This window comes from Cupriavidus sp. 09_S30 (assembly GCF_056930435.1).
On record NZ_JBXOWI010000001.1, the window covers coordinates 2,148,037 to 2,164,617 of the forward strand.

Here is a 16,581-nt window from a genome sequence, read left to right on the forward strand (position 1 = left end):
CAGCTAACCACTAGGAGAGCAGAATACGGAGTTTCTGGCTCCATGCTTCTCCGTTTGCCTTTCCGCTCATTGGCACAATGAAGACTGGCATTTCAAGGCGCGTTGTGCGGAAACTCAAATGCATGTCGCGGTAAGTCAGCGAAACGTTGCCCGAGACTTCCGTCCACCGTAGTTGCCAATCATCGATCTCTGAAAAATCAAACAGAACGTGCTTCGCGCCGCCGTTCGTCATCAGCGCCAGCTTTCTTGCATCTGGATCGATTCGCATCGTTGTAAAGCGGCTTCCGAAGCCCTCGGCAAAATTGAAGCCTGTCTCACGGTTCAGCTTGGCAACGTAAGCCAGATATTCCTTCCGCTCCCAGGACACGATCCACCAGACCAGTGCACATCCAACTACGACTACGCCGATGGCAATCCCACCAGGCACACTAACGAGAACTGCGACTCCTAGTCCAAAGAGAAGCGCCGCGCCGCCTCCGAGTATGCCAATAATGCGGACTACGTCCTTTGCGAATTGAGCTAGCTGCATTTCCCTTCAATGGTGTTGTGGAACCCAAATCGCAATACGGAATGTTCTGGTCACGCTTAAACTCCGCTTCAGCGGGGTATTCCTTCCCCAACTTAACCGCCTGAGAGGGCGCGACTAGGTATCCGACGATAGCCCGTCCCTCCGTAGCCGAAGCTGGAAGGCATCGGGGGAAGCCAAATCGGCATAGGGGGCAGCCAACAGGCTGCGCCCCTGCCACACCACCCGACCCACAAGAGTGCGCCCATGCTGGGCGCACAAAAGCAAAAACCCGCGCAACTGCGCGGGTTTCCGGGTGATTTTCAATAGCTAGCGATAGCTAGAGAAGGTTACCAAATCACTCCCACTCGATCGTCGCCGGCGGCTTGCCCGACACGTCATACACGACGCGGTTCAGGCCCCGCACTTCATTGATGATGCGGTTCGAAGCACGGCCCAGCAGCGCATACGGCAGGTGCGCCCAGTGCGCGGTCATGAAGTCCGTGGTCTGTACCGCGCGCAGCGCCACCACGTAGTCGTAGGTACGGCCGTCGCCCATCACACCGACCGACTTGACCGGCAGGAAGACGGCGAAGGCCTGGCTGGTCAGGTCGTACCAGCTCTTGCCTACTTGCTGCGGCTCGCACAGGCCGGCGGCGGCGTCCTGCTCGGTGGCGATCGTCTTGCGCAGTTCCTCGATGAAGATGGCGTCGGCGCGGCGCAGCAGCTCGGCGTACTCGCGCTTGACCTCGCCCAGAATGCGCACGCCCAGGCCCGGGCCCGGGAAGGGGTGGCGGTAGACCATCTCCGGGGGCAGGCCCAGTTCCACGCCGAGTTCGCGCACTTCGTCCTTGAACAGGTCGCGCAGCGGCTCGAGCAGCTTCAGGCCCAGCGTCTCGGGCAGGCCGCCGACGTTGTGGTGGCTCTTGATGGTGGTGGCCTTCTTGGTCTTGGTGCCGCCCGATTCCACCACGTCCGGGTAGATCGTGCCCTGCGCCAGCCATTTGGCATTGCTCAGCTTCTTGGCCTCGGCCTGGAACACCTCGACGAATTCACGGCCGATGATCTTGCGCTTCTGCTCGGGATCGGTCACGCCGGCCAGGTGGCCGAGGAACTGCTCGGAGGCATCGATGTGCACGACCTTGGCGTGCAAGCGGCCGGCGAACATGTCCATCACCATCTTGCCTTCGTCCAGACGCAGCAGGCCATGGTCGACGAAGACGCAGGTGAGCTGGTCGCCGATGGCGCGATGGATCAGCGCCGCAGCGACGGAGGAGTCCACGCCGCCGGACAGGCCCAGGATCACTTCCTCGTCGCCCACCTGCTCGCGGATCTTGGCCACGGCTTCGGCGATGTGGTCGCGCATCACCCAGTCGGCGCGGGCGCCGGCGATGCCGAGCACGAAGCGCTCGATCAGCTCGCGACCCTTGGCCGTGTGAGTGACTTCCGGGTGGAACTGCACGCCGTAGTAGCCGCGCGCTTCGTCGGCCATGCCTGCAATCGGGCAGCTCGGCGTGGAGGCCATCAGCTTGAAGCCTTCCGGCAGCGCAGTGACCTTGTCGCCGTGGCTCATCCAGACCTTGAGCATGCCGTGGCCCTCGGGCGTGGCGAAGTCCTGGATATCCTTGAGCAGCGCGGTGTGGCCGTGCGCGCGCATCTCGGCGTAGCCGAACTCGCGCTGGTCGCTCCACTCCACCTTGCCGCCCAGCTGTACGGCCATGGTCTGCATGCCGTAGCAGATGCCGAGCACGGGCACGCCGAGATCCCACACCGCCTGCGGCGCGCGCAGCTGGTGGTCTTCATAGGTGCTGGCGTGGCTGCCGGAAAGGATGATGCCCTTCGGGTTGTACTGGCGCACGAACTCGTCCGACACGTCGTTCGGATGAATCTCGCAGTAAACGTGCGCTTCGCGGACGCGGCGTGCGATCAGCTGCGTAACCTGCGAGCCGAAATCAAGGATGAGGATTTTGTCGTGCATGATTGGCCGGTGGCGTATCTTCTGGGACGCTGTCGGTCGTCACCTCGGTGCCCGGGCCGTAGCCTGGCGGCGGCGTGATGACCGGCTCGCGCCGGGGTTCGTATGTCTGCGTCTGGCGCGCGGCAGGCGCGCCGTTGATGTTCTTGCCGGAATCCTTGGCGGACTGCGCTTCCTTGCCTAGCTCGCGCTGCTCCCGCTCGCGCAGCCGCACCTTCTTGGCCGCGGGAATCTGCACCACCGCGAAGAAGGCCAGCACCACCGCCAGCGCAAGCAGCCAGATCTTGCCGGCCGGCTGCAGCGGGACGTCGAGGAGCAGGGTCCAGACGGCGATGATCACCGCGCTCGCCAGGTTGACCTGGCCGACCGTGCGCGCCACCGCTACCGTCAGCTGCCCGTTGACCGTGGCCTGCCACAGCAGCCAGGCCAGCCCGATCAGGGCGACACCGAGCAACTGGCCAAAGAAGGCCGGCTGGGGTTGCGGCAACTGGAGGGCGCTGTAGAGCGTGGCCGAGGGAGATAGCAGCAGCACCAGGCCTAGCAGCACATCGAGCAGGGCATCGAGAAACAGCACCCCTCGCAGCAACACCTTCATCACAAGTCCTCCGCTTGGTTTCCTGGGCGGGCCCGGTGTACTGCAACCCGGGTGGCAATACCGGACGCCGGGCGGCGGCCGGAACTGCCCGCGTGCCCGTGCGCCTGCGCGGCGCCGACCGGGACCGCTTCGCGCGGGTGCCGGCCGGATACCGCCGTGGGCTTAGTCGATGTGGTAGTTCGGCGCTTCCTTCGTGATCTGCACGTCGTGCACGTGCGACTCGCGCATGCCGGCCGCGGTGATCTGCACGAACTGGGCGCTTTCGTGCCAGTCGGCGATCGACTTGCTGCCGCAATACCCCATCGAGGCACGCACGCCGCCGCACAGCTGGTGGATGATGGCCGTCACCGAGCCCTTGTAGGCTACGCGGCCTTCGATGCCTTCCGGCACCAGCTTGTCGACGTTGGCGGTGTTGTCTTCCTGGAAGTAGCGGTCCGCCGCGCCATCCTTCATCGCGCCGACCGAGCCCATGCCGCGGTAGCTCTTGAACGAGCGGCCCTGGAACAGGAACACTTCGCCCGGCGCCTCTTCGGTGCCGGAGAACATGCCGCCCATCATCACGGTATGCGCGCCCGCAGCCAGCGCCTTGGCGATGTCACCCGAGTAGCGCACGCCACCGTCGGCCACCAGCGGTACGCCGGTACCCTGCAGGGCCTCGGCCACGTTGGACACCGCGGTGATCTGCGGCACGCCCACGCCGGCCACGATCCGCGTGGTGCAGATCGAGCCCGGGCCGATGCCCACCTTGACGCCGTCCGCGCCATACTCGACCAGCGCGCGCGCCGCGTCGCCGGTAGCGATGTTGCCGCCGATGACCTGCACCTGCGGGAAGTTCTGCTTGACCCAGCGCACCCGGTCCAGCACGCCCTGGCTGTGGCCGTGGGCGGTATCGACCACGATCACGTCCACGCCGGCCTTGACCAGCAGCTCGACACGCTCATCGTTGTCCGGACCCACGCCCACTGCGGCGCCTACGCGCAGCTGGCCGTGGTCGTCCTTGCTCGCCAGCGGGTGCTCGACCGCCTTCTGGATATCCTTCACGGTGATCAGGCCGCGCAGCTCGAAGGCCGAGTTGACCACCAGCACGCGCTCGAGGCGGTGGCGGTTCATCAGGCGCTTGGCTTCTTCCAGGCTCGCGCCCTCGGCAACCGTTACCAGCTTCTCGCGCGGGGTCATCTTGGCCCGCGCCGGCGCGTCCAGCTCTTCCTCGAAGCGCAGGTCGCGGTTGGTGATGATGCCGACCACGACCTTGCCTTCCAGCACAGGGAAGCCCGAGATGCCGTGCTGCTGCGACAGCGCGATCACATCGCGGATCTTCATGTCGGGCGAAATGGTGATTGGATCACGCAGCACACCCGACTCATAGCGCTTGACGCGCGCCACTTCGCGGGCCTGGTCGGCCGGCTTCAGGTTTTTGTGGACGATGCCGATGCCGCCGGCCTGCGCCATCGCGATCGCCAGGCGCGCTTCCGTCACGGTGTCCATGGCGGCAGACACGAGCGGCATGTTCAGCTCGATCGAGCGGGTCAGGCGGGTGCGGAGGGAGACATCCCGGGGAAGGACGGCCGAGTAGGCCGGGACGAGCAGCACGTCATCGAAGGTGAGTGCTTTCTGGACAAGACGCATAGCAATTCCTCTAGGCGCAAAACCGAATTATACAGGAACCTTGCTTTCGCAGATGTGTCCCCGCACGCCGTCTGCTATGCTCGATTCCTTTTATCCGCGGTGCGACGCCCGCGGCATCGTGGCGATGGGAATCGGGGTTCTGTGCGGCCTGCTGGCCGGTGCGTTCTGGGGCATGGTGTTCATCGCCCCCAAGCTGCTGCCGGCCTTTTCCCCCTGGGAACTGGCAATTGGGCGCTACCTGGCCTATGGCCTGGTGGCGGCCATCGCCTCGCTCCCGCTGATGCGCCGCATCGCCCGCAAGCTGACGCGCGCCGACTGCGTCGCCCTGCTGCGCCAGGCCTTCACCGGCAACCTGCTCTACTACGTGCTGCTGGCCTTCGGCGTGCAGCTGGCCGGCGTCGGCCCCACCTCGCTGATCATCGGCATCCTGCCCATCACGGTCACCATCATGGGCCGGCGCGACCAGGGCGCAGTGCCGATGGCGCGCTTGATCTGGCCGCTGCTGGTGGTGGCGGCCGGCATCGCCTGCATCAATCTCGACCTGTTCGGCGGGGGCCCGGGCGCGCACGCCGCTGCGGCCAGCGCGGCGGCGCACACAGTCTGGCAGAAGCTGGCGGGGGTGCTGTGCGCCGTGGGCGCACTGATCTGCTGGACGCTGTACGCGGTGGACAACGCGCGCCACCTGCAGCGCAATCCTCACTACAGCGGCAACGAATGGTCCGCGCTGTACGGCATGTCGACCGGCGCTGTGTCGGTGGTGCTGGCCGTGATCGGCTGGCTGCTGGCTGGCAGCGCGCTGAGCGCACCCGGCGTGGCGCGCGACTGGCAATGGTTCTGGATGGTCAATGCCGCCGTCGCCCTGGGAGCGTCGCTGATCGGCAACAATCTGTGGAACATCTCCAGCCGCCGGCTGCCGCTGACGCTATCGGGACAGATGATCGTCTTCGAGACCCTGTTCGCGCTGGCCTACGGTTTCGTCTTCGACCACCGCTGGCCCCGGCCGCTGGAACTCGCGGCCATCGTGTTGCTGATGGCCGGCGTCGCCTGGTCGGTACGGTTGCACGCCAGCGACAAGTCTGCCTAAACTAGCGACCGGACAATGTGTGGCGCGCACGCCGCCCACCGCCGGCGCAAGTGGCGCCCCGCCATTCCGCCAACCCAACCGCTCTGCCTTGCCATGAAACGATCGCCTGCGCTGTGCCTGCTCGCCGCCTGCCTGCTGATTCCGGCCACCGCGTTTTCCCAATGGCAGTGGCGCGACGGCAACGGCCGCATGGTCTACAGCGACGTGCCACCGCCACCCAGCGTGCCAGGCGGCAGCGTGATCAAGGCACCAGGCCGCTTTGCCGGCAGCTTCCGCGTGCTGGACGCCAGTGCGCCGGCGGCCCTGCCGGCAGCCAAGCCCGACGCGCGCCCGACCTCCGCCGCCGGATTGGCCACCGAGGAGGAAGCCTTCCAGAAGCGTCGTGTAGCGCATATGAAGCAGGAGGCCGAACAAGCACTGAAAGACAGTAACGAGCAGGAGCGACAGGCTCGCTGCGCCCAGATGCGCAATTACGCCAATGGGCTGCAGCAGGGCACCCGGGTCGCCACACTTGCACCGGACGGCTCGGCCCAACGCCTGAACGGCGACCAGCGGCAGGCAGAACTGGACCGCACCACGGCCAGCATCGCGCAGGACTGCACCTGAGCGTTGCAACGCACGCACCGGCGACCGCTACCGGCACGCCGGGCCACGAATTGCAGCCTGGCGAACAAGACGGCCGCTACTGTCCCCCACCCCGCCACTTCTGTCCCTCGCGCGAGCCGGCCTGGCGAACCTGCTGCACCCGGCGGCGGCGCGCGGATTTCGGATCGGCGATCAGCCCGCGGTAGATCTCCACGCGGTCGCCTTCGCGCACCACGGTGTCCAGGGTCTTGAGCTTGCCGAAGATGCCGACGCGCAGCGCCGACGGATCGACCCCGGGACAAGCTTGCACCAGTCCCGCCGCATCGATCGCCTGCGCAATGGTGGCCCCCGCAGGCAAGACGACCTCGCGCAGGAAAATATCGCCCGGCCGGGCATAGCAGACCAGGGCGTGCACTACCGGCGGGTCCGCGTCCTGCGCGGCAATCGGATCATTCACCGCCATAGACCACCTCGGCCCGTTTGACGAACGCATCGACGAAGGTATTGGCGATCATGCTGAAGACCGGCCCGATCAGCTTTTCCAGCAGAAAGCTCGAGAACTCGTAGTGCAGGTGGAAATCGATCTTGCAGGCATCCTCGCGCAGCGGCGTGAAGCGCCACGAGCCATTGAACACCTTGAAGGGCCCATCGGCGAAGGTCATATCGATCTGAGTGGGGCGCTGCTGCGTGTTGCGCGTATGGAAGTACTGCTTGATGCCGTTGAAGTGGATATGGAGCTTGGCGTCGAGCAGGGTTTCGGTCTGCTCGAACACTTCCACGCCGCCACACCAGGGGAGGAACTTGGGATAGTCTTCGACGCACGTGACCAGGTCATACATTTGCGCGGCGGAGTAACCGAGCAGGACGGATTTATGGACGTCTGCCATTGATGGGGAATTGCAGGGGGCACCCGGTGCGCATTGGCCGGCCGGCGCTCGGCGCCGGCCATGAACCGGTGCCGGGCCGGTTTGTTAGAATTGCAATTTTAGCCGACGCGCGCCGTCACGGCACCTCACCGGTAGCCCTGCGCGCCGCTGTGCAGCAATTTGTGCCGCCGCACGCCAGGCCGGCCACCCCGCTCAATCCGGATCCGCATGACCATTGCAGACAACAAGAAAGCCTTCTTTGACTACTTCATCGAGGAACGATACGAAGCCGGCATCGTGCTCGAAGGCTGGGAAGTCAAGGCAATCCGCGCGGGACGCGCGCAGATCAAGGAGGGCTATGTGGTCGTGCGCGATGCCGAGATGTTCCTGATCGGCGCCCATATCAGCCCGCTGCTGAGCGCCTCCACGCACGTCAAGCCCGACCCGGTCCGCACCCGCAAGCTGCTGCTGAAGGCCGACGAGATCAAGAAGCTGATCGGCAAGGTGGAGCAGCGCGGCTACACGCTGGTGCCGCTGAACCTGCACTACACGCGCGGCCGCGTGAAGTGCGAGATCGGCCTGGCCAAGGGCAAGAAGCTGTTCGACAAGCGCGAGACCGAGAAGAACCGCGACTGGCAACGCGAGAAGGCACGCCTGCTGAAGGACGGCGGGAAAGAGTAAGACAGCGGAGTAAGGCAGCGGCAGACGCACGCCTGCCGCACTGCCCCGCCCTGCCTCAGGCGCCCTTCTGCTGCCCCTTCACGATCTGCAGCGCCGAGGCGATCATCCCGCTCATCTCGCCCAGGTTGCCTGGCACGATCAGGGTATTGCCCTGCTTGGCCAGATTGCCGAAGGCGCCGACATATTCCTCCGCCACCTTCAGGTTGACCGCCTCCATGCCGCCCTCCGCGCGGATGGCGCGGCCGATCTTCTCGATCGCCTGGGCATTGGCCTCGGCCACCGCGAGGATGGCGGCCGCTTCGCCCTGCGCCTTGTTGATCGCGGCCTGCCGTTCGCCTTCCGATTTCTGGATGGCCGCTTCGCGCGCACCGGAGGCCAGGTTGATCTGCTCCTGGCGCTTGCCCTCCGAAGCGGCAATCAAGGCCCGCTTCTCGCGCTCGGCGGTGATCTGCGCCTGCATCGCGTGCAGGATCTCCTTGGGCGGCGTCAGGTCCTTGATCTCGTAGCGCAGCACCTTCACGCCCCAGTTGGAGGCGGCCTCATCCAAGGCATTGACCACGCTGTGGTTGATGAACTCGCGCTCCTCGAAGGTCTTGTCCAGTTCCAGCTTGCCGATCACCGAGCGCAGTGTGGTCTGCGACAGCTGGGTGATGGCCACCACGAAATTGCTCGATCCGTAGGACGCCTTCATCGGGTCGGTGACCTGGAAGTACAGCACCCCGTCGACCTGGAGCTGGGTATTGTCCTTGGTGATGCAGACCTGGCTGGGCACGTCGAGCGGGATCTCCTTGAGCACGTGCTTGTAGGCCACGCGATCGACGAACGGCACCACGACGGACAGGCCCGGGGTCAGCGTGGCGTGATAGCGCCCAAGCCGCTCGAGCACCCAGGCATGCTGCTGCGGCACGATCTTGATGGCCTGCGCGATCAGCACGATCGCGAAGATGAGAATGACCAAGGGCAGCAGACCAAGCTGGAAATCGAGCATAGAGAGACTCCGTAGTGAATTGCCGAACTGCGGGGATACGAGGATGGGGCGACAGCGAAAGCGGAGGCATCCGGGCCGGCGGCCCTAGGACCGGGACCCGGGCTGTTCGCCGGGCGCTGCGCACGGCGCCACCACCAGCGTGGTACCGCGCACCTCGACAATGCGGAAACGGCCCGGTGCGACCACATGATCCGGCGCGAGCTGTACCGACCAGTCTGCGCCGCGGTAGGCGGCTCGCGCGTGGCCATAGGCATCCCAGGCGGCCACATCAAGCTCCTGACCGATGTCCAGGTTGGTGTTCGGATCGGTGCCGGCGGGACGCCGCCTGACCCGCCCGAAGCGGCTGCGCCGCAACACGACGATGCCCGCGACCACCACCACCGCACTCACGATGGCCTGCGCGCCGGGAGCCAGGCCGACGAGGCCGCTCAGCCCGCCGACCAGCAGGCCCAGCGCCACCATCAGCAGGTAGAACGTGCCGACTGCCAGCTCCGCGATCGCCAGCAGGCCGGCCGCCACGAACCAGGCGTACTCGCTTGTCATCGCGCCCCCCTCGCAAAGAAAAAACCCCCGCCGCGCCAAAGGCGCCTGCGGGGGCCGTATCACACCTGACGCAGGGCCGGTGCGTGCCGGCGCGCGTGGCGCCGGCAACAGTCGTATTGTGACGCGAAATGCCTCAGGAAGCCAGCTTCTGCCAGGTCTCCACGACGGAGTCGGGGTTCAGCGAGATCGACTTGATGCCTTCCTTGGCCAGCCAGGCGGCGAAGTCCGGGTGATCGGAAGGGCCTTGGCCGCAGATGCCGATGTACTTGTTCAGGCGCAGCGCGGTCGAAATGGCGCGCGACAGCATGAAACGCACCGCCGGATCGCGTTCGTCGAAGTCCTTGGCCAGCAGCTCCATGCCCGAGTCGCGGTCCAGGCCCAGCGTGAGCTGGGTCAGGTCGTTCGAGCCGATCGAGAAGCCGTCGAAGAACTGCAGGAACTCCTCGGCCAGGATGGCGTTGGACGGCACTTCGCACATCATGATGATGCGCAGGCCGTTCTCACCGCGCCTCAGGCCGTGCTTGGCCAGCAGTTCGATGACCTTCTCGGCCTGGCCCAGCGTACGCACGAAGGGCACCATGATCTCGACGTTGGTCAGACCCATCTCGTCGCGCACACGCTTCAGGGCCTTGCACTCCATCTCGAAGGCTTCGGCGAAGTCTTCGGCGATGTAGCGCGAGGCGCCGCGGAAGCCCAGCATCGGGTTTTCCTCGTCCGGCTCGTAGCGCGAGCCGCCGATCAGCTTCTTGTACTCGTTGGACTTGAAGTCCGACAGGCGCACGATCACGGGCTTCGGGTAGAAGGCCGCACCGATGGTGGCCACGCCTTCGGCGAGCTTGTCGACGTAGAAGGCGCGCGGGCTGGCATGGCCGCGGGCCACGCTTTCGACCGCCTTCTTCAGGTCGGCATCGACCTGCGGATAGTCGAGGATCGCCTTCGGGTGCACGCCGATGTTGTTGTTGATGATGAACTCGAGACGGGCCAGGCCCACGCCGCCGTTCGGGATCTGGCTGAAGTCGAAGGCCAGCTGCGGGTTGCCCACGTTCATCATGATCTTGACGTCGATCGCCGGCATCTCGCCGCGCTGGACCTCGGTCACCTCGGTCTCGAGCAGGCCATCGTAGATGCGGCCTTCATCGCCCTCGGCGCAGGACACGGTCACCAGCGTGCCGTCCTTCAGCAGGTCGGTCGCATCGCCGCAGCCCACCACGGCCGGCACGCCCAGTTCACGCGCGATGATGGCCGCGTGGCAGGTACGGCCGCCACGGTTGGTCACGATGGCCGAGGCACGCTTCATCACCGGCTCCCAGTTCGGGTCGGTCATGTCGGCAACCAGCACGTCGCCGGGCTGCACGCGCTCCATCTCGGACGGATCGTTGATCACGCGCACCGGGCCCGTGCCGATCTTCTGGCCGATGGCGCGGCCGCTGGTCAGCACCGGGGCAGTGCCCTTGAGTTTGAAGCGCAGCTCGGCCTTGCCGACGGCCTGGCTCTTCACGGTCTCCGGGCGGGCCTGCAGGATGTAGATCTTGCCATCCTTGCCGTCCTTACCCCACTCGATGTCCATCGGGCGGCCGTAGTGCTTCTCGATGATCATCGCGTACTGGGCCAGCTCGGTCACGTCCGCGTCGCTGATCGAGTAGCGGTTGCGCTGCTCGATGGGCACGTCGACCGTCTTCACGCGGCCGGCTTCGCCAGGCGCGGTGAATTCCATCTTGATCAGCTTGGAGCCGATCGAGCGGCGGATGATCGGGTACTTGCCCTCGCGCAGCGTGGGCTTGAACACGTAGAACTCGTCCGGGTTGACGGCGCCCTGCACCACCGTCTCGCCCAGGCCGTAGCTGGACGTGATGAAGACCACGTCCTGGAAGCCCGACTCGGTGTCGATGGTGAACATCACGCCGGAAGACGCCAGGTCGGAGCGCACCATGCGCTGCACGCCGGCCGACAGCGCCACCACGTCGTGGGCAAAGCCCTTGTGCACGCGGTAGGAGATGGCGCGGTCGTTGTACAGCGAGGCGAACACGTGCTTGATCTTGTCGAGCACGTCGTCGATGCCGCTGACGTTCAGGTAGGACTCCTGCTGGCCGGCAAAGGACGCATCGGGCAGGTCTTCGGCGGTGGCGGAAGAGCGCACGGCGAAGGACGCCTCGGCACCCTCGCGGGCCGACACACGTGCATAGTGCTCGCGGACCTCTTGTTCGAGGCGCGGCTGGAACGGGGCGGTAGCCACCCACTCGCGGATCTGCGCACCGGCTTCGGCCAGGGCCTTGACGTCATCGACGTCCAGGGTCTTCAGGCGCTCCGAGATACGCTCGGTCAGGTTGTTGTGGGCGAGGAAATCGCGAAAGGCCAGCGCCGTGGTGGCGAAGCCACCCGGCACGCGCACGCCGGCCTCGGCCAGCTGGGAGATCATCTCGCCCAGCGACGAATTCTTGCCGCCGACGATTTCCACGTCAGCCATGCGCAGCTGTTCGAACGGCAGCACGTAGGCGCCGTCTTTTGCCTGGTTGGTCATAAAAGCCTCAAAACAAAGTAAGAAACCTGTTGCGTGTTCGGCATATTCTTAGTGTTCTGCTCCCGAACCGATCGCTTTGCTAAACCACCCCGCCGCTGCAGCATGCTGCAGCGCACATTGCCGACAATCCGGCCGGTAATCGTTGCCCCGGCTTGCCTTGCGGAATTGCTTAGCGAAAAGATCGCCGCTATTCTACCGTGCCGCACCGCACTTTCGCGGATGCCGTATCCAAATAATTGTTCAGACATGTCCGAGCCTGAAGTGCCGCAAACGCCCATGCCGGCCGAGACCGCCAATGGGCGGCCCGCCGTCCGCACCGTCTTCATCGTATCCGATGGTACCGGCATCACCGCGGAGACTTTCAGCCACTCGATACTCGCACAGTTCGAGATGCGCTTCCGCAAGGTGCGCATGCCCTTTGTCGACACGCCGGACAAGGCGCATATCGCGGTGGGGAAGATCAACGAGGCCTTCTATGCCGAGGGCGTGCCGCCCATCGTCTTCACCACCCTGGTGAATCCGGAGTCCAACAAGGCGCTGCGCCGGGCCAAGGCGATGATCCTGGACATGTTCCAGACCTTCATCGAGCCGCTGGAGAAAGAACTCGGCATCAAGTCGACGCATGCGATCGGCCGCTTCCACCAGAACGCCGATACGGAAGCCTACAAGAACCGCATCGAGGCGATCAACTTTTCGCTGGCACACGATGACGGACAGTCGCACAAGAACCTGGCCGAGGCCGACGTGATCCTGGTCGGCGTGTCGCGCAGCGGCAAGACGCCCACCAGTCTCTACCTGGCCATGCAGTATGGGCTGAAGGCGGCCAATTACCCGCTCATCCCCGACGACTTCGAGCGCGGCCGCCTGCCGTCGGCACTCCACGCTTACAAGGGCAAGATCTTCGGCCTGTCGATCGATCCGCAGCGGCTGACCGAGATTCGCAATGAACGCCGCCCTGGCAGCAAGTATGCAGCGCTGGAAAACTGCCGCTATGAGGTCAACGAGGCTGAGTTGATGATGCGGCGTGAGGGGATCAAGTGGCTGTCCTCTACGCACAAGTCGATTGAGGAGATTGCTACGACGATCTTGCAGGAGATTAAGGTGGAGAGGGATAACGGGTATTGAGATGGATGTGGGGGTCTGGGGGCTTTGCTGTAGCGGCGTGGGTTAATCGTGGCAAAGGCCTATTTCGACTCCCCCTGCGGGGGAGCCGACCTACTTTCTTTGTCTCGCCAAGAAAGTAGGCAAAGAAAGGCGACCCGGGTGCGGCGAAAGCCCCTCGCGATTTGCCGTGGCCGCCGCGCCCGTCCGAACTCGCGGCCTGCGGCCGCTCAGACAGCGGACGGGCTTCATCGGCGGCCACGGCAAATCGCGAGGCGCCGCACAACGGGAGGGAACGGCCAAACCATCGGTTGGCAAGTGTTCCCGATGCTGCCGATCTTGCTGAGGTCTGCCTTTGCCGTGAAGCGACAGTAAAGCTGGCGCTTCACCTGCCACCCGAAGCGAAGCGAGGCGTGGCGTCTTTACCCTGCCGTATGCGGCGCCTCGCGGGCTGGCCGAAAGAGCGGAAAAGAGGGCCCCCTGTCTGAGCATCGCCGTAAGGCGATGTGAGTTGGGGCCCGGCCGCTCTTTCGGCCAGCCCGCGAGGGGGTTTTGAGCCGCATCCGGCGCGCCTTCTTTGCCTACTTTCTTGGCAAGACAAGAAAGTAGGTCGGCTCCCCGCAGGGGAGTCGAAACAGGCCTTTGGCCTAGTCAACCCACACGGCTAATCAAAACCCAAAAGCCAGCTCCAGGCTGCTGCCTCGCCAACCAGCGCCGCCCGCATCCACGCGCAAACGCTCGCTGTCCCCAAGGGCACCCCGCCAAGCCCTACCCCCTCCTCTGCCTCACCGCCTCAAACAAACAAATCGCCGTCGCCGCCCCCACATTAAGCGACTCCAGCCCGCCAGGCTGCGGAATCCCAACCGTACGGGTCACAGCGTCCATCCACTCCGCCCCCACACCCGCACCTTCATTGCCCACCACCCAGGCGACCGGCCCGCGCAGGTCCGTGTCATACAGATCGGCATCGGCATGCGAAGAGGTGGCCAGCAGCGGCACCGCCAGGCGCGGCAGCACCATTGACGGCGTGCAATGCTCCACGATGTTCAGGTGGAAATTGGCGCCCATCGCCGCACGCAGCGTCTTGGTCGACCAGGCAAAGGCACAGCCGGTGGCGAGGAAGGCATGCTGGACGCCTGCCGCGGATGCGCTGCGCAGGATCGAGCCCACATTGCCCGCGTCCTGCACGCCGTCCAGGATGATGCAATCGGTCTCCACGCGCGCGGGCAGCTTGCCCCCCGGGGTCTCGATGACCAGCAGCAGATCGATGCCGTTCACCACGCCGGTGATCTGCGCGAACAGGGCGTCCGCCAGTACCACCACGCGGTCGTCGGGCACACGGCGCAGCAGCGGCGCCACCTCCGCATGTTCGAAATGGCGCTCGGAAACGACGCAACTGACCGGCTGGCCGAGCGCATCGAGGTAGGCTTGGGCCAGGTGCACGCCATCCAGCACCGACTGCCCCGCCTTGCGGCGCTGGTGGGTGGAGGTGGCCAGCGCCTTGAGGTGCTTGAATAGCGCGTTGTCGCGCGAGGTGACATGCTTCACGGCGGATTCTCCGGAATTCGACGGGTTCGGCGCTGAGGGGGAATGGCGCGGCGGCGGGTTCAGCCTGGCAGGCGGGCCGGCAGGAGGGCCATCAGGCCGCCGCCCCGGCCGCACCTGTACCGGCTTCCAGAACCTTGCGCACGGGTGCGAAAGTGCGGCGATGATGCACCGTGGCACCGAAGCGCGCGAGGGCCGCCAGGTGCTGCGGCGTCGGGTAGCCGGCGTGGACGTCGAAGCCGTACTGCGGGAATTCCGCATGCAGCGCCAGCAGCTCGCGATCGCGCGCCACTTTGGCCAGGATGGAGGCGGCGGAAATCGCCTGCACCTTGGCATCGCCCTTCACCACGGCCTCCACCGGGAACGGCACCTGCGGGCAACGGTTGCCATCGACCTGCACCAGGTCAGGCAAGACGCCGCTGGCGGCCAGCCCCTGCACCGCGCGCTGCATGGCCAGCATGGAGGCATGCAGGATGTTGATGCGATCGATCTCCTCGACCGTCGCGAACGCGATATGCCAGCCCAGGGCCCGTTCACGGATCTGCTCGTACAGCGCATCGCGGCGGCGGGCGGTCAGGACCTTGGAGTCGGCCAGCCCATCGATCGGCCGCTCGGGATCGAGCACCACGGCAGCGGCATAGACCGGCCCCGCCAGCGGTCCCCGCCCGGCTTCGTCGACCCCGCACAGGCGGCCGGCCGGCGCCTGCCAGCCCAGTTCGAGTTGCGGCGCGGCTTCCGCCTCCGCGGCCTTGCTGCGGCGGGCCATCAGGCTTCTCCCCGCTCGTGCATCAGCTTCACCACGACATCGCTGGCGATCTCTGCCGTATTCCGGCGCAGCGTCTCATGCATCTTGGTGAAGTGCTCCCGCAGGAAGGCGATATTGCCTTCGTCGTTGAGCTGCAGCAGCGTCTCGCGCGCCAACGCCTCGGGCGTGGCGTCGTCCTGCAGCAACTCGGGCACGACGAAGCGGCCCGAAAGGATATTGGGCAGGCCGACATAGGGCAGGTAGCCCTGCCGCTTCATGAGCTGCGCGGTCAGCCAGGGCACCTTGTAGGAGATGACCATCGGCTTCTTGTACAGCGCGGCTTCCAGCGTCGCGGTGCCGCTGGCGAGCAGCACCACGTCGGCGGCCTCCATCGCCAGGTGCGACTGGCCGTCCACCACCGTCAGCGCCAGGTCCGGGTACTGCCCATGCAGTTCCTCGACGATGGCGCGCAGCGGCTCGCTCGCGGCCGGCAACACAAAGGCCAGCCCCGGGTCCATGGCCTGCATGCGTGCCATCGCCGCAAAAAAGGTCGCACCCAGGTTGCGCACTTCGGAGCGCCGGCTGCCAGGCAGCACGGCCACCACGCGCCGCCCCGCTGGCAGGCCGAGCTTGGCCCGGGCCCCGGCCACGTCGGGCACCATCGGGATCACGTCGGCCAGCGGATGTCCCACATAGGTTGCGGGTATGCCGGCACGCGCGTAGATCTCGGGCTCGAAGGGGAACAGGCAAAGGATGTGGTCGACAGCGCGCGCGATGGTGCGGATGCGGCCGCCGCGCCAGGCCCAGATCGACGGGCTGACGAAATGCACCACCGGAATGCCGGCACGGCGCAGCGGCACTTCCAGCCCGAAATTGAAGTCCGGGGCATCCACGCCGATGAAGCACAGCGGCGGCTGCGCCAGCAGCGTCTCGCGCACCGCACGCCGCGTGGCCAGGATCTCGCGCAGCGAGCCCAGCACCTCCACGTAGCCGTTCACCGACAGCGTTTCCATCGGCCATTGCGAGCGGAAACCCTCGGCCATCATGCGCCGCCCGCCGATGCCGGTGTAGTCCACCGCGTCGCCCAGCCGCGCCTTCAGCCCGCCGAGCAGCTGCGAGGCGAGCAGGTCGCCCGACGCCTCGCCCGCCACCATGGCGATGGTGCCTCGTTTGCCGGGCGTCTGCCCGGCGGCGTGCATTGCGCCTGCGACCGTCACGCGGGCC

Annotated in this window: 16 protein-coding genes; 4 read left to right on the forward strand and 12 right to left on the reverse strand. The window is 65.8% G+C overall.

Features of this window, described 5'->3' with window-relative positions:
- Nucleotides 1-10 precede the first annotated feature (10 nt).
- The 4 genes from AC1Z3O_RS10220 to guaB form a co-directional block, all read right to left on the reverse strand.
- A complete protein-coding gene (locus AC1Z3O_RS10220) occupies nucleotides 11-529 on the reverse strand; it encodes a hypothetical protein (protein WP_483515610.1) in 519 nt (172 codons plus the stop codon).
- Nucleotides 530-863: 334 nt separating this feature from the next.
- The gene (gene guaA / locus AC1Z3O_RS10225; protein ID WP_483515611.1) at nucleotides 864-2,483 is read right to left on the reverse strand and encodes a glutamine-hydrolyzing GMP synthase; all 1,620 of its coding nucleotides are present in this window, start codon (nucleotides 2,481-2,483) and stop codon (nucleotides 864-866) included.
- Entirely contained in the window at nucleotides 2,458-3,075 is a 618-nt protein-coding gene (locus AC1Z3O_RS10230) for a hypothetical protein (protein WP_483515612.1), read from the reverse strand. The genes guaA and AC1Z3O_RS10230 overlap by 26 nt, the downstream gene beginning before the upstream one ends.
- A gap of 162 nt (nucleotides 3,076-3,237) precedes the next feature.
- Complete coding sequence (gene guaB / locus AC1Z3O_RS10235) at nucleotides 3,238-4,701, reverse strand: IMP dehydrogenase (protein WP_483515613.1); 1,464 nt, start codon at nucleotides 4,699-4,701, stop codon at nucleotides 3,238-3,240.
- Between the two features lie 124 nt (nucleotides 4,702-4,825).
- Between guaB and AC1Z3O_RS10240 the strand changes: the two genes are divergently transcribed.
- Together AC1Z3O_RS10240 and AC1Z3O_RS10245 are read left to right on the forward strand one after the other, a co-directional pair.
- Nucleotides 4,826-5,785: a DMT family transporter gene (locus AC1Z3O_RS10240; protein WP_483517570.1), complete on the forward strand. Its 960-nt coding sequence runs from the start codon at nucleotides 4,826-4,828 to the stop codon at nucleotides 5,783-5,785.
- 93 nt (nucleotides 5,786-5,878) lie between these two features.
- On the forward strand, nucleotides 5,879-6,391 hold the full coding sequence (locus tag AC1Z3O_RS10245; protein WP_483515614.1) for a DUF4124 domain-containing protein: 513 nt from the start codon (nucleotides 5,879-5,881) through the stop codon (nucleotides 6,389-6,391).
- A 76-nt stretch (nucleotides 6,392-6,467) separates the two neighbouring features.
- Here AC1Z3O_RS10245 and AC1Z3O_RS10250 read toward each other — a convergent pair whose 3' ends face one another.
- Together AC1Z3O_RS10250 and AC1Z3O_RS10255 are read right to left on the reverse strand one after the other, a co-directional pair.
- On the reverse strand, nucleotides 6,468-6,833 hold the full coding sequence (locus AC1Z3O_RS10250; RefSeq protein WP_483515615.1) for an RnfH family protein: 366 nt from the start codon (nucleotides 6,831-6,833) through the stop codon (nucleotides 6,468-6,470).
- On the reverse strand, nucleotides 6,820-7,257 hold the full coding sequence (locus AC1Z3O_RS10255; RefSeq protein WP_483515616.1) for a type II toxin-antitoxin system RatA family toxin: 438 nt from the start codon (nucleotides 7,255-7,257) through the stop codon (nucleotides 6,820-6,822). The genes AC1Z3O_RS10250 and AC1Z3O_RS10255 overlap by 14 nt, the downstream gene beginning before the upstream one ends.
- Nucleotides 7,258-7,464: 207 nt before the next feature.
- On the opposite strand from AC1Z3O_RS10255, the gene smpB reads away from it, so the two are divergent.
- Nucleotides 7,465-7,917, forward strand: coding sequence for an SsrA-binding protein SmpB (gene smpB / locus AC1Z3O_RS10260; RefSeq protein ID WP_483515617.1), 453 nt, complete (start codon nucleotides 7,465-7,467; stop codon nucleotides 7,915-7,917).
- 55 nt (nucleotides 7,918-7,972) lie between these two features.
- Here the strand turns inward: smpB and AC1Z3O_RS10265 are convergent, their stop codons facing one another.
- The 3 genes from AC1Z3O_RS10265 to ppsA all read right to left on the reverse strand — a co-directional run bounded on the left by AC1Z3O_RS10265 (nucleotide 7,973) and on the right by ppsA (nucleotide 11,966).
- A complete protein-coding gene (locus AC1Z3O_RS10265; RefSeq protein WP_483515618.1) occupies nucleotides 7,973-8,905 on the reverse strand; it encodes an SPFH domain-containing protein in 933 nt (310 codons plus the stop codon).
- An 84-nt stretch (nucleotides 8,906-8,989) separates the two neighbouring features.
- A complete protein-coding gene (locus AC1Z3O_RS10270) occupies nucleotides 8,990-9,448 on the reverse strand; it encodes an NfeD family protein (protein ID WP_483515619.1) in 459 nt (152 codons plus the stop codon).
- A gap of 133 nt (nucleotides 9,449-9,581) precedes the next feature.
- Nucleotides 9,582-11,966, reverse strand: coding sequence for a phosphoenolpyruvate synthase (gene ppsA / locus AC1Z3O_RS10275; protein ID WP_483515620.1), 2,385 nt, complete (start codon nucleotides 11,964-11,966; stop codon nucleotides 9,582-9,584).
- A 276-nt stretch (nucleotides 11,967-12,242) separates the two neighbouring features.
- Between ppsA and ppsR the strand changes: the two genes are divergently transcribed.
- Nucleotides 12,243-13,091, forward strand: a complete 849-nt coding sequence (gene ppsR, locus AC1Z3O_RS10280) for a posphoenolpyruvate synthetase regulatory kinase/phosphorylase PpsR (RefSeq protein ID WP_483517571.1) — start codon at nucleotides 12,243-12,245, stop codon at nucleotides 13,089-13,091.
- A 744-nt stretch (nucleotides 13,092-13,835) separates the two neighbouring features.
- On the opposite strand, the gene AC1Z3O_RS10285 is transcribed toward ppsR, so the two are convergent.
- The 3 genes from AC1Z3O_RS10285 to lpxB all read right to left on the reverse strand — a co-directional run bounded on the left by AC1Z3O_RS10285 (nucleotide 13,836) and on the right by lpxB (nucleotide 16,556).
- Nucleotides 13,836-14,615: a TrmH family RNA methyltransferase gene (locus tag AC1Z3O_RS10285; RefSeq protein WP_483515621.1), complete on the reverse strand. Its 780-nt coding sequence runs from the start codon at nucleotides 14,613-14,615 to the stop codon at nucleotides 13,836-13,838.
- A gap of 91 nt (nucleotides 14,616-14,706) precedes the next feature.
- Nucleotides 14,707-15,378: a ribonuclease HII gene (gene rnhB / locus AC1Z3O_RS10290; RefSeq protein WP_483515622.1), complete on the reverse strand. Its 672-nt coding sequence runs from the start codon at nucleotides 15,376-15,378 to the stop codon at nucleotides 14,707-14,709.
- Nucleotides 15,378-16,556, reverse strand: a complete 1,179-nt coding sequence (gene lpxB / locus AC1Z3O_RS10295; RefSeq protein WP_483517572.1) for a lipid-A-disaccharide synthase — start codon at nucleotides 16,554-16,556, stop codon at nucleotides 15,378-15,380. The genes rnhB and lpxB overlap by 1 nt, the downstream gene beginning before the upstream one ends.
- Nucleotides 16,557-16,581 lie beyond the last annotated feature (25 nt).